This window comes from Pseudomonas sessilinigenes, from assembly GCF_003850565.1.
GTDB lineage: Bacteria > Pseudomonadota > Gammaproteobacteria > Pseudomonadales > Pseudomonadaceae > Aquipseudomonas > Aquipseudomonas sessilinigenes.
Genome location: NZ_CP027706.1, coordinates 2,692,532 through 2,708,115, shown reverse-complemented (window position 1 = coordinate 2,708,115; position 15,584 = coordinate 2,692,532). Strand labels below are relative to the sequence as shown.

Sequence of the window (15,584 nt, the reverse complement as noted above, 5' to 3'; positions counted from 1 at the left end):
AGCTTGCACACCCAGTAACGGGTGCCGGCCGGCGCTATGCCGGGTTGGCACGTTTATTGACAGTCCAAGGCAGGAGCGGCAGCGCAGACTGCCCTCGCCCTTCATTGCCGGAGTGCCCCATGATCATCAGCGACACGCTGCGTGTAGAAGCCTTTTTCGACAGCCACACCTGGACCATCAGCTACCTGGTGATGGACCTCGCCACGCGCCGCTGCGCCCTGATCGACAGCGTGCTGGACTACGACCCCAAGTCCGGCCGCACCCGCACCGAGTCCGCCGACCGCCTGGTGGCCCGGGTCCGGGAGCTTGAGGCGCAGGTCGACTGGATCCTGGAAACCCACGTCCACGCCGACCACCTCTCGGCCGCCGCCTACCTCAAGGAGCAGCTCGGGGCCCAGGTGGCCATCGGCGACCAGATCACCCGGGTGCAGAAAGTCTTCGGCGCGCTGTTCAACGAAGCCCCGGTGTTCGCCCGTGACGGCAGCCAGTTCGACGTGCTGCTGGCCGACGGCAGCGAGTTCGCCATCGGCCAGCTCACCGCCCGGGCCATGCACACCCCGGGGCACACCCCGGCGTGCATGACCTACCTGGTGCAGGTGGGCGAAGAGCAAGTGGCCTTCGTCGGCGACACCCTGTTCATGCCCGACTACGGCACCGCCCGCTGCGACTTCCCCGGTGCCGACGCGCGAACCCTGTACCGCTCCATCGGCAAGATCCTGGCCCTGCCACCGCAAACGCGGTTGTTCATGTGCCACGACTACCTGCCCAACGGCCGCGAGCTGCAATACATGACCACCGTGGCCGAACAGCGGGCCAACAACATCCACATCCACCAGGGCGTTGACGAGGACAGCTTCGTGAAGATGCGCGAAGCCCGTGACGCGACCCTGGACATGCCGGTGCTGATCCTGCCCTCGGTGCAGGTCAACATGCGCAGCGGGCACTTCCCCGAGCCCGAGGACAACGGCGTGAGCTACCTGAAGATCCCCCTGAACACCCTATAACGATTACTCCATACGGAGACCTTGCCATGCGTCCCATCCACCCTGCCCCGCGTGCCGTCGACGGCAGCCACCAGGTGCTGATCGTCGGCGGCGGTGCCGCCGGTATCGCCGTCGCCGCCAGCCTGCTGTCCCGCGATCCCCACCTGGACGTGGCGATCATCGACCCCGCCGACACCCACTACTACCAACCCGGCTGGACCCTGGTGGGCGCCGGGGTGTTCAGCGCCGAATCCACCCGCCGCGACATGGCCTCGCTGATGCCCAAGGGGGTCAAGTGGCTGCGCCAGGCGGTCAGCCGCTTCGAGCCCGAGCACAATGCCCTGGTGCTGGCCGACGAGCGCGTGCTGGCCTATGACCAGTTGATCGTCTGCCCCGGCCTCAAGCTCGACTGGGCAGCCATCGACGGCCTGCCCCAGGCCCTGGGCAAGCACGGCGTGACCTCCAACTACCGCTACGACCTGGCGCCCTACACCTGGGAGCTGGTGCAGCAACTGCAACAGGGCCAGGCGCTGTTCAGCCAGCCGCCGATGCCGATCAAGTGCGCCGGCGCGCCGCAAAAGGCCATGTACCTGTCCTGCGATCACTGGTTGCGCCAGGGCCGCCTGGGCGCGATCAAGCCGCGCTTCATGAACGCCGGCGGCGTACTGTTCGGCGTCGCCGACTACGTGCCGGCGTTGATGGAATACGTGAAGAAGTACGCCATCGACCTGGACTTCGGCCACAACCTGGTGGCGGTGGACGGCCCGGCCCAGCGCGCGACCTTCGTCCGCACCCTGGCCGATGGCACCCAGGAAACCCTGGAACGGCCGTTCGACATGCTGCACGTGGTGCCGCCACAGTGCGCCCCGGACTTCATTCGCCAGAGCCCCTTGGCCGACGCTGCCGGCTGGGTCGACGTCGACCCCCACAGCCTGCGCCACAAGCGCTTCGCCAATATCCACGGCCTGGGCGACGCCACCAACACCAGCAATGCCAAGACCGCCGCGGCCGCGCGCAAGCAAGCGCCGGTGGTGGCCAACAACGTGCTGGTGGCCCTCAAGCGCCTGACCCGGCTGGCCCATTACGACGGCTACGGCTCCTGCCCGCTGACCGTGGAACGGGGCAAGATCGTCCTCGCCGAGTTCACCTACGGCGGCAAGCTGGCCCCCAGCTTTCCCGCCTGGCTGCTGGACGGGCGCCAGCCGACCCGGCGCGCCTGGTGGCTGAAGGAGATGATCCTGCCACCGCTGTACTGGCGCGGCATGCTCAAGGGCCACGAATGGCTGGCACACCCGACCCTGGCCACGGACACCTCCCAAGCATGAATGAACACAGTCTGCTGGGTGCGGGCCTGGGGGCGATCATCGGCGCGATCCTGGCCCTGACCGGGGCCGGCGGCGGCATCCTCGCGGTGCCGCTGCTGGTATTCGGCCTCGGCCTAAGCATGGTCGAGGCCGCCCCCATCGGCCTGCTGGCGGTGGGCCTGGCCGCCAGCGTTGGGGCCATCCTCGGCTTGCGCCAGGGCATCGTGCGTTATCGCGCCGCGGGGTTCGTCGCCGGCATCGGCATCCTCATGGCGCCACTGGGGCTGTGGCTGGCCCACCGCCTGCCGAACCTGCCATTGGCCCTGCTGTTCGCCGTGGTGCTGCTGTACGCCTGCGGGCGCATCCTGCGCAAGGCCAGCCTGGAGCTCAAACAGGGCCGGCCGGCGCCGCGCCCTGCGTTCCAGCCCTGCGTGCTCAACCCGGCCCAGGGCCGGCTACGCTGGACCCTGCCCTGCGCCCGGGCGCTGACCTTCACCGGCCTGCTCTCCGGGCTGCTGTCGGGGCTGCTGGGGGTCGGTGGCGGTTTCGTGATCATCCCGGCGTTGAGCCGCTACACCAACCTGGACAGCAAGAGCATCGTCGCCACCTCCCTGGCGGTGATCGCCCTGGTGTCCCTGGGCAGCGTGGTTACCGCCAGCCTCAGCGGCGTGATGCACTGGGCGGTGGGCGCGCCCTTCGCCCTCGGCGCGGTGCTGGGCCTGGTGCTCGGTCGCCAGGTCGCCAGCCACCTGGCCGGGCCACGGCTGCAGCAACTGTTCGCCGTCACCGGCATCTGCGCCGCCCTGCTCCTGGCCGGCGGCGCCCTGGGCCTGTTGCCCCACTGAAGCATCCCGGCCCGCCACGGGTGATGGCCTGTGGCGGGCTTGCCCTCTTCCTGACGTGAGGAACCCTTGCATGTCCATCGACCTGCTGCACTTCAGCCCCTGGTCGGCCCTGGCCGGCGGCGTGTTGATCGGCCTTTCGGCCGGCTGGCTGATCGCCGCCAACGGCCGTATCGCCGGCATCAGCGGCCTGCTGGCCAGCGTGTTGCAACCGGCCGGCGAAGGCTGGGCGGAAAAGGCCCTGTTCATCCTCGGCCTGCTGCTGGCGCCGCTGCTGTGGGGGCTGTTCGCGGCCCTGCCACCCGTGGAATTCCACAGCGACACCCTCGGCCTGATCGGCGCTGGCTTGCTGGTGGGCCTCGGCACCCGCTATGGCAGCGGCTGCACCAGCGGCCATGGGGTCTGCGGGATCTCCCGGCTGGCGCCACGCTCGATCATCGCCACCCTGTGCTTCATGGCCACCGGCTTCGCCACCGTGTGGGTCACCCGTCACCTGCTGGGGCTACTGCCATGAGGCGCCTCAGCGCCTTTGCCGCGGGCCTGGTGTTCGGCCTCGGCCTGCTGCTGGCCGGCATGGCCAATCCGGCCAAGGTCCTGGGCTTTCTCGACCTCGCCGGCCAGTGGGACCCGTCCCTGGCCCTGGTGATGCTCGGCGCCATCGCCAGCGCCTGGTGGCCCATGCGCTGGGCCCGGCAACGCTCGCATTCCCTGCTGGGCGCACCGATGCAACTGCCAGGCAAACGCCACCTCGACCGCCGCCTGATCGGCGGCAGCCTGGTGTTCGGCATCGGCTGGGGCATCGCCGGCATCTGCCCCGGCCCGGTGCTGGTGCTACTGCCCAGCGGGCATTGGCAGGCCTGGGTGTTCGTGCTGGCGATGCTATTGGGGATGCGGCTGTTCAGTTACCTGGAAGGCTGGCGCCAGGCCTGAGGGCAACCCAAGCGACGCCCCTGACTGCAAGCAGTTCCCAGGGAAGTTCTCTCCGCTGCCAGCGCACAAACGCAGCAGCCACCATGACCTGGCGCCCGTTACCCGCAAGGAGCCCGCCATGTCCACCGGCCATATCCTGGAACAAAGCTTCCACCGCTGCCTCTGGCGCAAGATCAGCCGCTACGCCCTGCATGTCGGCCGCATCCTGATCACCAAGGCCCTGTGGCTGTACTACGCCGCCCAACGCCCGCAAACCCCAACCTGGGCCAAGGGCACCATCTACGGAGCCCTGGGCTACTTCGTCCTGCCCCTGGACCTCATCCCCGACCTGCTGCCTGGCGCCGGCTACGCCGACGACCTCGGCGTGCTGAGCCTGTCGATCGCGGCGGTGGCGGCGCATATCAATCAGGAGGTCAAGCAGCAAGCGGCTGGGCGGCTGGTGGAGTGGTTTGGGGAGTTGGGGGATTGAGCTGGCGCTGCGGGGTGGAGCGCACCGCACCTGCGCCAAGGCGGGCCAGCATCGGATGCATGGCAAGCTCAGCAACTCAGCCCGCCCCTACCGCAAATCAGGATCCGTCCTACAGCGGCGCCGTTGTTCCTAGTGCGCGGCATCCCTATAGTTTTTGGCGTCGCCGGCCTGGCCGGTGATGGGGTTTCGCAGCCTCAGAGATACGATTAATCTATGCCGCCCATAAAACACCGGTCGCCCACGGCATCCCGTGTTTGTTCTATGGCAGCTGTGTGCGGGAGATCTTCGGATCTGCCGAGTTCTCGTATCTTCGGTCTGCGAACCCGCGCACAGCTGCCACCCAATTCGATTCGCAGCGAATGGCAGCAATGTTTTCCGATACGAGGAGCAATGCCATGAAGACTCAAGATGAGCCCCAACGCTTCATCCCGCTGACTCCAATTGCCAGCGACACACCTGTACTGTTTATCGATAGCCATGCGCCGTTGGAGGATCTGCACGCCTGCGTCAGCGAGCGCCTGCTTACTACTCTCGACTACCTAAACCTGATGGCCTGCACTACATTGCGAGACTCCAGTGACAAGGACATTCGTACCGTGATCAACACCGCCCGGTTGTTACTGCAGGATGTGCGGGATGTGGTGGCGGTAGTTGAAACGCGTGTTTTTTAGTGCATGACCTAGAGCTATATGAAGCCGGCCACAAGCCGGCTTTTTAACTCCTAAAATCCACGTGGAATGTGGGCCTTATACAAAACACCATCTTCGCCCCACAGTTTGCCCCCCAAACGCTGGGTTGATCGCTGCTCCATCGACTCGACGTCTATGACACCAACGGTGTGTGTCATCTCATGCTCTGGTGCATAATTGCATCAGCTTGACCACCAATGCATTCGTATTCACCGCCTGCTTGCATGCGGTTTGAGCAGCACAGCCCATAGTTACGACCAGCTGCTGCGGCACACCAAACGCAGCGTCGGTCGCATCCACGTTATAGGCTGTATACACCCTACGTGACTATATGTGACCAGATGACTCCCTTTGCCATGGCTGGTGGGTCACAATAATCAAATACTGAGTGAGCCAAGTTGGTTAAGATGACGCAGAAAGAAAACCAGATCGAACAAAGGTTGATCACCAAGCTAATCGATCTCAAATACACCCATCGCGACGACATCCGCAACAAGGCCACGCTTGAGCAAAACTTCCGCCAAAAGTTTGAGGCCTTAAATCGCGTCCATCTCACAGACGCAGAATTCGCCCGCCTGCGCGACGAGATCATCACCGCTGATGTTTTTACCGCTGCACAGGCCTTGCGTGAGAAGGGCAAATTCACTCGCGAGGATGGCACCCCGCTGGAATACATGCTGGTCAATATTCGGGATTGGTGCAAGAACGAGTTCGAGGTTATCAGCCAGCTTCGAATTAATACCGACAACAGCCACCACCGCTACGACGTTATCCTCCTGATCAACGGCTTGCCGTTGGTGCAGATCGAGCTTAAAACGTTGCAAATCAGCCCACGCCGCGCGATGGAGCAGATCGTCGATTATAAGAACGATCCCGGCAATGGCTATACCAACTCGCTGCTCTGCTTCATGCAGTTGTTCATCGTCAGCAACGAAAGCGACACCCGCTACTTTGCCAACAACCCCAACCAGCATTTCAGCTTTAACGCTGAAGAGCGCTTCTTGCCCATTTACCAGCATGCCGACGATAGAAACAACAAAATCGCTCACCTGCACGACTTTGCAGAGGACTTCCTCGAAAAGTGCAGCCTGGGCCGCTTGATCAGCCGCTATATGGTTCTGGTGCAAAGCGAGCAAAAAATCCTCATCATGCGCCCTTATCAAATCTATGCGGTCAAGGCCATTGTTGAATGTATCCACCAGAATCGCGGCAACGGATATATTTGGCACACCACCGGCAGCGGCAAGACCCTCACCTCATTCAAGGCCTCCACCCTGCTGAAAGACAACCCAGACATCGAAAAATGCATGTTCGTGGTAGATCGTAAAGACCTCGACCGTCAGACTCGCGAGGAATTCAACAAATTCCAGGAAGGTTGTGTCGAGCACAATACTAACACCGAAGCCATGGTGCGCCGCATGCTGTCGGACGACTACGCCGACAAGGTGATCGTCACCACCATCCAGAAGCTGGGCCTGGCACTGGACGAAAACAGCAAGCGCAACAAAGCAAAACAAAAAGAGGGTAAACAGACCTACAAGGAACGTCTCGAACCCATGCGCGACAAGCGTGTTGTCTTTATTTTCGACGAATGCCACCGCTCCCAGTTCGGCGAGAACCATAAGGCCATCAAAGAGTTTTTTCCCAAGGCGCAACTGTTCGGTTTTACCGGCACGCCTATCTTTGACGAAAACGCCACCTATCAGCAGTTTGACGGCAATGTCGGTTCATTGAAAACCACCAAAGATATCTTCGAAAAAGAGCTGCACGCCTACACCATCACCCATGCCATCGATGACAAAAACGTGTTGAGTTTCCACATCGACTATTTCGGCAAAGAGGGGAATAAAAAGCCAAAGAAGGGGCAGACACCACCACCCGAAGCTGTCATCAACGCCATACTGCAAAAGCACGACAGCGCCACCAACCATCGCCGCTTCAACGCGATACTGGCCACAGCCTCCATCAACAGCGCCATTGAATACTACGAGCTATTCAAAGCCATGCAGGCAAAAAAACAGGCCGAAGATGAAGCCTTCGAGCCGCTCCACATCGCCTGCGTCTTCTCGCCACCGGCAGAAGGCAACAAGGACGTACAGCAGCTACAGGAAGACCTTGCGCAGGAAAAGGAAGACAACAAGCAAGAGCCGGAGAAAAAGAAGGTCGCGCTCAAAACCATTATTGACGACTACAACAACCAATACGGTAGCAATCACACCATCAACGAATTCGACCTCTATTATCAGGACGTGCAGCAGCGCATCAAGGATCAGAAATACAGCACCGCCGACTACCCGCGTAAAAACAAGATCGACATCACCATCGTGGTGGACATGTTGCTCACCGGCTTCGACTCCAAATACCTCAACACCCTGTACGTGGATAAAAAACTCAAAAACCACGGCCTGATCCAAGCCTTGTCACGCACCAATCGCGTGCTCAACGACAGCAAGCCCTGGGGCAACATCCTCGATTTCCGCTATCAGGAGAGCGAAGTAGACGACGCAATCAAACTCTTTTCAGGCGCGGCTATGGAGCGAGCGCGGGAAATCTGGCTGGTCGACCCCGCCCCCAAGGTAGTGGAACGGTACCAAGCAGCCGTGGGCAAGCTGGAAAATTTTATGGCCGCCAAAGGACTGCCCTGCGAACCTTCGCAAGTAGTCAACCTCAAGGGCGACACTGCTAAGGCGGAATTCATCAACCACTTTAAAGAAGTGCAAAAGCTCAAGACCCAACTAGAGCAATACACCGACCTCGACGAGCAGAGCAAGCAGACCATCGAGAAAAAACTGCCCACCGACACCCTGCGCAGCTTCAAGGCCATGTATCTTGATACCGCGCAAGAACTCAAGCGTACACAAGGCAAAGGCGATGAAACCTCTCCAGAGGTGGAACAACTGGAGTTCGATCTGGTGCTGTTCGCCTCCAGCCTCATCGACTACGACTACATCATGGGGCTGATTGCCAAGTCCACCCAGAAGACTGGCAAGCAGAAGATGACCCGCGCCCAGCTCATTGAGCTGATTAGTGCCAACGCCAACCTGATGGAAGAACGCGAAGAGATAATCGCCTATATCAACAACCTGAAAACCGGAGAAGTGCTGAGTGAAAAAGAGATACGCACAGGCTATCAGGCATTCAAGGCACAAAAGGCTGCTGCTGACCTGGCCAACCTTGCCGACACGCACGGCCTGCAAACTGCAACACTGCAAGCTTTTGTCGACACAATTATGGGCCGCATGATCTTCGACGGCGAACAGCTCACTGACCTGCTTGCGCCGCTAGGGCTGGGTTGGAAAGCACGGCGTGAAGCCGAACTGGCATTGATGGAAGAGCTGGTGCCTTATCTGCAAAAGCTCGCGGGTGGGCGCGAGATTTCAGGATTGAATGCCTATGAGTAAGCAAGAAAAAAAAGGATTGTTGCCTGCGCGCCGCTTTCCTGAGTTCCGGCATAAGGCGGAATGGAAAGTTAAAACCTTTAACGAATTATTTACTATTGGAAATGGAAGAGACTACAAACATCTCGCCAGCGGTGATGTACCCGTCTACGGCTCTGGCGGTTATATGCTTTTAGTTAATGATTATTTATATGACGGTGAAAGTGTTTGCATCGGAAGGAAAGGTACAATTGATAACCCCATCTTCCTTACGGGAAAATTCTGGACTGTGGATACCCTTTTCTACACTCATTCATTCAGAGACTGCTTGCCAAAGTTTATTTATGCGATCTTTCAGCAAATCAACTGGGCAAACCATAATGAGGCAGGTGGTATTCCAAGCCTATCAAAATCTAATATCCAGAAAATTAAAGTCGCAGTGCCGAAGCCTGACGAACAACAAAAAATTGCCGACTGTCTCACTACGATTGACGAGCTGATCACCGCTCAAACCCAAAGACTCGACGCCCTTGAGACCCATAAAAAAGGCCTGATGCAGCAACTCTTCCCCACTAAAGATGAAACCGTGCCCAAACGCCGCTTTCCTGAATTTCGGGATAAGGGGGCGTGGGAGAAAAAGACGCTTGGTGAAATTTGCGATATGCAAGCCGGTAAGTTTTTGCGTGCTACTGATATTAATGAAGCAAATAAAGGTAGTACCTATCCGTGCTATGGCGGCAATGGATTACGCGGATTTACAAAAACTTTCACACATAACGGAAAACACTCCCTTATTGGCAGGCAAGGTGCACTGTGTGGGAATGTGATGCTTGCAACAGGTCAATTTCATGCAACTGAGCATGCTGTAGTTGTGACACCAAATGAAGGGATAAGTACGGATTGGCTGTTCTACAAGTTAAAATATTTGAATTTAAACCAATTTGCTACAGGGCAGGCTCAGCCTGGATTATCTATAGACAACTTAAAGAAAGTCGAGCTTAAGATCTCACCTGATAAAGATGAGCAACAAAAAATCGCCGATTGCCTCACATCTGCCGACAAGCTGATCAGCGCCCAGACCCAAAAGCTCGAAGCCCTCAAGAACCATAAAAAAGGTCTGATGCAAGAGCTTTTCCCGGCCATGGATGAGGTCGCTGCATGAGTAATAAGCCCAAGATTTACAAATACAAAAGTCTTCGCAGTGTTGTGACGCGGCTAAGGGATGATCTGCGAGACGCCGCTAATGGTGGGGCGGATTTTGTACTGCTCTATGCATACAACGGCACTGGCAAAACACGCTTATCAATGGAATTCAAGGAAGCAGGTAAGCGTAAACGTGGTGTCAATCGAGACACACTTTATTTCAATGCGTTCACCGAAGATCTTTTCAGTTGGGATAATGATCTTGAGAATGACACCGAGCGGACTTTAAAAATCAACTCGACCTCTAGATTTTTTGCTGGATTTAGAGAGCTTGCGCTAGAAGAAAAAATATTCTCATATCTCGAAAGATACGCCACATTCAATTTCAAAATTAATTACGATGATTGGGATATTGCTTTCAGCAAAAACGTTGTTAATCCCAGATTTCGGCCTGGCTCCGCTGAACCAGAAACGATTATCGAAAACAACATAAAAATTTCTCGCGGCGAAGAAAATATCTTTATATGGTGTATTTATCTCGCGATCTGTGAATTGGTGCTAGATGGATCGGAGGCCTATAGCTGGGTGAAATTTCTTTACATTGATGACCCAATCTCATCGCTAGACGATAACAATGCAATAGCTGTTGGCTCGGATCTGGCGAAGCTACTGAGGCGATGTGTTGGCAAGGTCAAGACAGTCATATCCTCGCACCATAGTTTATTTTTTAATGTAATGTTTAATGAATTAAAGAAAGCGGCGCACAAGTCATACTTCATCTATGGAAGGAACAATGATGGGTATAGCCTGCAATCTACTACTGACACGCCATTTTTTCACCATGTAGCAATGCTCAGTGAATTGAAGATTGCCTCAGACAATGGCAGGCTCTATGCCAACCACTTTAACGTGCTGCGCGGCGTCCTAGAAAAAACCTCTTCTTTCTTCGGATTTGAAGATTTTTCAAGCTGCATTCATGGCATAGAGGATGAAGTTTTGTTTTCTCGCGCCTTAAACCTCTTAAGCCATGGTGATTATTCACTATTTGATCCAAAAGAATTGACCAATGACAACAAGCAACTATTTAAAAATATTTTGCACGGTTTTCTGAGCCGCTACGCATTCGATTTACCAGAAATTCATCCTTGAATTGTGAGCGGCTGATTAAAATATGACTAAAGAAGAACTTAACCAACTTGGTAAAACCCTCTGGGACATCGCCGATCAGTTGCGCGGCGCGATGAATGCTGACGATTTCCGCGACTATATGTTGTCGTTTTTGTTTTTGCGCTACCTCTCAGACAACTACGAGATGGCGGCGAAGAAGGAATTAGGTAAAGACTACCCCATACCCGAAGAGGGAGACCGGCGCGCACCACTGGCAATTTGGTACGAAGAGAACGCCGAAGATACCGAAGACTTTGAAAAACAGATGCGCCTCAAGGTGCATTATGTGATCGAGCCGCAGTACCTTTGGAGCAGTGTTGCCGAAATGGCGCGCACACACGATCACGACCTGCTGGGTACCCTGTGGAAGGGCTTCAAGTACATCGAGGAGAAATCATTCGAGAGTGCATTTCAGGGGCTGTTTTCCGAAATCAATTTGCACTCCGAGAAGCTTGGCAAGAAACCGGCAGATCGCAATGCCAAGCTCTGCACCATCATTCAGAAGATCGCCGAAGGAATTTCTAAATTCAGCACTGACACCGATATCCTGGGCGATGCCTATGAATACCTGATCGGCGAATTCGCCGCTGGTTCCGGCAAGAAGGCAGGCGAGTTTTATACTCCGCAACAGATATCCACCATTCTTTCCGAAATAGTCACGCTGGACAGTCAGGAACCGGCCAATGGCAAAAAGAAAAAACTGAGCAAGGTGCTGGACTTCGCCTGTGGCTCCGGCTCGCTGTTGTTGAATGTGCGCAAGCAGCTTCGTAAAGAAAGCGGCACAATTGGGAAGATTTACGGGCAGGAAAAGAACATCACTACCTACAACCTGGCGCGCATGAACATGTTGCTGCACGGAGTGAAGGATACCGAGTTCGAGATTCATCACGGCGATTCGCTACTCAACGACTGGAACATCCTCAATGAGATGAACCCAGCCAAAAAGCTGCAATTTGATGCCGTTGTGGCTAATCCGCCGTTCAGCTACCGCTGGGAGCCCAAGGAAGCATTGGGCGAAGACTTCCGTTTCAAAAACTACGGCCTTGCGCCTAAGTCCGCCGCCGACTTTGCCTTTCTTTTACACGGTTTTCACTTCCTGAGTGACAGCGGCGTGATGGCGATTATTCTGCCCCATGGTGTGCTGTTCCGTGGTGGCGCGGAAGAACGCATCCGTACCAAGTTGCTAAAAGACGGTCATATCGACACCGTGATCGGCCTGCCCGCCAACCTATTTTTCTCAACGGGCATCCCTGTCTGCATTCTTGTTTTGAAAAGGTGCAAAAAACCGGATGACGTGCTGTTTATTAATGCCAGTGCTGAAGGCAATTTCGAAAAGGGTAAACGACAAAACCGCCTATTACCGGAACACATCGACAAGATCGTCAGCACCTACCAATACCGTAATGAAGAGGAGCGCTACTCTCGACGGGTGTCGATGGGGGAGATCGAGAAGAACGATTTCAATCTAAATATTTCCCGTTACGTCAGCACCGCCACAGCAGAGAAAAAAATTGATTTACAGGTTGTGAACGCTGAATTAAAGGAGATTGAAAAACGTGCCGCAAAAGCAGCTGAGGCTCACAATATCTTTCTAAAAGAATTGGGACTGTCATCGATTTAGTGAAAATGAACAATCTGTTCATAATCGTGTAGCTGGAGGTATCTAGCCTCCAGTCCCCACAATACCCTGCACTGAGACGTCGGACCGGAGGGCAAAAAAGGGACGATCAATTCTGGTCGAATTTTGCTTTCCGCAGGGCGAAAGCAGCCTGAAGTGAGCTGCTGCCTCTGGCCGCTCTCTGCTGGTTAGCTCTTCGGCATGCATCCCATTTCACTGAAGCTTCAAATATCCTCCATCAAAGCTGCAGTCCAAATCCGCTTCAATGGCAGCTCCGACTTGATCCCCTCATCCAACCGGTCGTAGTACATAAATAGCTGATCCAGCAGGTCATCCTGATTCCACAACCGCAAGCGGAAAAAACTAGATGCCAGCTCCTTCTGCACACTCCCACGATAACCACCCCAGGCCACGAAAAGTCCCTGGCTGGCGTTGAACTTACTCATCGCCCCCAGCAGCTTGTCGACAGTCGGACGATCCACCAAACCTGTGCCCGACTTCACCTCAACGCATATCGCCTGCCCACCAAAGCCCATCACGCCGTTACTGGCCAGCACGTCAACACCACCATCAGCACCTTCCGGGCTCTGCCAAACGCTAAAGCCCTGCGCCCGCAAAATCGCTGCTACCAGAGTGGTCAGACGATGACCTTTAAAGCGTCGTTCGATCAGTCGGACGATATGGTCTTTGCCGGTACGCTCCAGATCGGTTTCGGCCTCCTCGACAGCCACTTCATCAGAGGCAGTAGCCGTATCACAGACCAATTGCTGCAACGTCTCGGGTTGCCAGCCATTTTTATGCATCGAGCGAATGCGTTCTTCTGCGTTGTTACGCTGAATCCGGCAAATGGTCATAAACGCGCCGAAGCTGTAGAGCAGGTCCTGGGAGAAATTGGAGCGAGGAATTGCCTCGCCAATCCATTCAACCGCTCGCCAATGAAAAAATGGATCGGGGCCTCCGACGGCAAATTGATAATCACCGACCAGCTTGCCGATATACACCACCGGCTGGGTTTTGAGCGACAGTACGATCAAATCCCCCGCCTGCATGCGCTGAGCGAAAGGCCAAATCTGGCTGCTCCAGTTTTGCAGTGTTCTGGGTTTTGCATCCGGGTAGCGTGCTTCCAGTTCGGTCTTTATCTGGTCACGTTGCTTGAACGCACTCAGATCCACATCCAGTTCATCCCACGTCACATAGACACGGCTCTCACTGATAAATTTGTCTTCGAATTCTCCTGCGGAGCCCGCCCGGACCAGCCATACGGCCATTGGTGTTTCTCCCTGTTTGCTGATTCAGAGCCGATATCGAACTGCAATGCCCTTTTAGTGGGTAAAGCAGATACCGGACGATTGAATCGAGTGCAAGTGCTAGATAGGACGGAATCTGGCAAGCAGGTTCATTCGCCGTTCAGGCCCCACAGCAGTCGAGCTACTTAGTCGGTTACTTGATCGCTTACTTGGTCGCTTTGGCTGAAACCAGTCGACATTCGACAGCCGTCATGGCGTTTAAGAGCGCCGCGTCTATCCAGTCAATCCACGGTCACCGTTAACGACCATCGCGAGCAATCAAGCGTCCACCGGCTGCTCCTACAGTAGGATTGGTGGCCTTGGTTTATTGGCCCGCAGCCCCAGGGCTGCGCAATGTGAGCCTCACACCAACACCCCACTCCCCACCCCCACCAACTTATCCGGATTGCGCATGATAAAGACGCGATTCACCCTTCCCTCCGCGTCATACCCAAAACTCACCACCGCCACCACTTCCTCCCCCTCCCCCCGCAACACCACCCCACGCCCCCCATTGATCTCCACCTCCTGCCACTGATACTCCCGCCAGTACCGGCTCAAGGACTCACCCACAAACGCCAACACCGCCTCCAACCCATACAGCGTCTCGCGAATGGCGCTGGCCTTGCCGCCACCATCGGCGCACAGCTCAACGTCTTCAGACAACAACGCCGCCAATCCCTGGGTCGAACCGCTGGCGATGGCGGCATGAAAGGCATTCAGCAGTTCCTGCTGGCGGGACGGTTCCGGTTGGTGGCGTACCTGGGCATTACCCAGGCTGGCTTTGGCGCGGGATACCAACTTGCGGCAGGTGGCTTCTTGAACATCGAGTGCAGCAGCTACTTGTGAGTAGTCCAGGTCGAAGATGTCATACAGCAGATAGGCAGCGCGCTCCTTGGGTGTCAGGCGCTCGAGCAATAGCAGAAAGGCGGTGGACAGCGACGAGGCCAGTTCATGGCTCTGTTCGGGGGATTCGTGGTGCAGGGTGTGGATCGGTTCCGGCAGCCAGGTGCCGATGTAGTCAACCCGGGCGCGGCGGGCGGAGCGCAGCAGGTCGATGCAGTGGCGGGTGCAGGCGGTGGTCAGCCAGGCGGCGGGGTTGGCGATGGAGGCTTGGTCGGCCTCCAGCCATTTGATGAACAGGTCTTGCACCACGTCTTCGGCTTCGGCGCGGGAGCCGAGGAGGCGGTAGGCCAGGCCCAGCAGGAAGCTGCGACGGCTTGCGAACACCGTCGCGTCATCGATTCGATCCATCCTCAGTGCCTCGACACCTGCATGCGATTCCACAGGTTGATCATGCCGATATCGGCCGTCAAGGCGGCGATCTGCGCGTCGCTGAAATGTTCGCGCAGGGCCGCGCGCAGCGGGCCGAAGTCGGTGCCTTCGTGCAGCACGGTGAGGGCTTCGGTCCAGGCCAGGGCGGCGCGTTCAGCGGCGCTGAAGTCGCTGACGTGGCGCCAGACCACCAGGCGGTCCAGGCGCTCGTTGCTTTCGCCGTCTTCCCGGGCTTCGCGGGTGTGCATCTTCACGCAGAAGCCGCACTGGTTGATCTGCGAGGCGCGCAGCACCACCAGGTGATGCAGCTTGCGATCCAGGCCATGGGCGTCGATCAGGCCGTGGATCTGGCCCAGGCTGTCGAAGATCTCGGGGATGGTTTGCAGCAGGTTGACGGCTTGGGTGGGGTGGCTGGATGACATGGGGTGGCTCCGTTATTTGAGGGATACACCGACATGACGGGCCAGCCGGGGGGTTTGTGACGGGGTGGCGGAAAAATAA

The 15,584-nt window shown here is 56.8% G+C and carries 14 protein-coding genes; 11 read left to right on the top strand and 3 right to left on the bottom strand.

Translation table 11 applies throughout. The annotated features are described in order from the left end of the window. Window positions 1-119: 119 nt before the first annotated feature. The 11 genes from C4K39_RS12710 to C4K39_RS12660 all read left to right on the top strand — a co-directional run bounded on the left by C4K39_RS12710 (window position 120) and on the right by C4K39_RS12660 (window position 12,525). Window positions 120-1,004 (top strand): MBL fold metallo-hydrolase, encoded by an 885-nt coding sequence (locus C4K39_RS12710; RefSeq protein WP_068578323.1) that lies wholly within the window; start codon window positions 120-122, stop codon window positions 1,002-1,004. 26 nt (window positions 1,005-1,030) lie between these two features. Then, complete coding sequence (locus tag C4K39_RS12705; RefSeq protein ID WP_068578325.1) at window positions 1,031-2,308, top strand: NAD(P)/FAD-dependent oxidoreductase; 1,278 nt, start codon at window positions 1,031-1,033, stop codon at window positions 2,306-2,308. Further along, the gene (locus C4K39_RS12700) at window positions 2,305-3,132 is read left to right on the top strand and encodes a sulfite exporter TauE/SafE family protein (RefSeq protein WP_124346567.1); all 828 of its coding nucleotides are present in this window, start codon (window positions 2,305-2,307) and stop codon (window positions 3,130-3,132) included. Before C4K39_RS12705 ends, C4K39_RS12700 begins: the two co-directional genes overlap by 4 nt. 70 nt (window positions 3,133-3,202) lie before the next feature. Further along, window positions 3,203-3,643 carry a YeeE/YedE family protein gene (locus tag C4K39_RS12695; RefSeq protein WP_053128940.1) on the top strand — a complete coding sequence of 147 codons (441 nt, stop codon included), beginning with the start codon at window positions 3,203-3,205 and terminating at the stop codon, window positions 3,641-3,643. Then, entirely contained in the window at window positions 3,640-4,059 is a 420-nt protein-coding gene (locus C4K39_RS12690; protein WP_124346566.1) for a DUF6691 family protein, read from the top strand. The genes C4K39_RS12695 and C4K39_RS12690 overlap by 4 nt, the downstream gene beginning before the upstream one ends. A gap of 118 nt (window positions 4,060-4,177) precedes the next feature. Further along, the gene (locus C4K39_RS12685; RefSeq protein WP_124346565.1) at window positions 4,178-4,528 is read left to right on the top strand and encodes a YkvA family protein; all 351 of its coding nucleotides are present in this window, start codon (window positions 4,178-4,180) and stop codon (window positions 4,526-4,528) included. A 395-nt stretch (window positions 4,529-4,923) separates the two neighbouring features. Further along, a complete protein-coding gene (locus tag C4K39_RS12680) occupies window positions 4,924-5,199 on the top strand; it encodes a fructose-bisphosphate aldolase (RefSeq protein WP_124346564.1) in 276 nt (91 codons plus the stop codon). 425 nt (window positions 5,200-5,624) lie between these two features. Next, window positions 5,625-8,618, top strand: coding sequence for a type I restriction endonuclease subunit R (locus C4K39_RS12675; protein ID WP_124346563.1), 2,994 nt, complete (start codon window positions 5,625-5,627; stop codon window positions 8,616-8,618). Next, window positions 8,611-9,756, top strand: a complete 1,146-nt coding sequence (locus C4K39_RS12670; protein ID WP_124346562.1) for a restriction endonuclease subunit S — start codon at window positions 8,611-8,613, stop codon at window positions 9,754-9,756. Before C4K39_RS12675 ends, C4K39_RS12670 begins: the two co-directional genes overlap by 8 nt. Then, window positions 9,753-10,886, top strand: a complete 1,134-nt coding sequence (locus C4K39_RS12665; RefSeq protein WP_124346561.1) for an AAA family ATPase — start codon at window positions 9,753-9,755, stop codon at window positions 10,884-10,886. The genes C4K39_RS12670 and C4K39_RS12665 overlap by 4 nt, the downstream gene beginning before the upstream one ends. A gap of 22 nt (window positions 10,887-10,908) precedes the next feature. Next, entirely contained in the window at window positions 10,909-12,525 is a 1,617-nt protein-coding gene (locus C4K39_RS12660; protein ID WP_124346560.1) for a type I restriction-modification system subunit M, read from the top strand. Window positions 12,526-12,746: 221 nt separating this feature from the next. On the opposite strand, the gene C4K39_RS12655 is transcribed toward C4K39_RS12660, so the two are convergent. From C4K39_RS12655 to C4K39_RS12645, 3 genes are all read right to left on the bottom strand, one after another. Next, window positions 12,747-13,790, bottom strand: coding sequence for a restriction endonuclease (locus C4K39_RS12655; protein ID WP_124346559.1), 1,044 nt, complete (start codon window positions 13,788-13,790; stop codon window positions 12,747-12,749). Between the two features lie 381 nt (window positions 13,791-14,171). Further along, entirely contained in the window at window positions 14,172-15,062 is an 891-nt protein-coding gene (gene sigJ, locus C4K39_RS12650; RefSeq protein ID WP_124346558.1) for an RNA polymerase sigma factor SigJ, read from the bottom strand. Between the two features lie 2 nt (window positions 15,063-15,064). Then, window positions 15,065-15,505 (bottom strand): carboxymuconolactone decarboxylase family protein, encoded by a 441-nt coding sequence (locus tag C4K39_RS12645; RefSeq protein WP_124346557.1) that lies wholly within the window; start codon window positions 15,503-15,505, stop codon window positions 15,065-15,067. Between the last annotated feature and the right edge of the window lie 79 nt (window positions 15,506-15,584).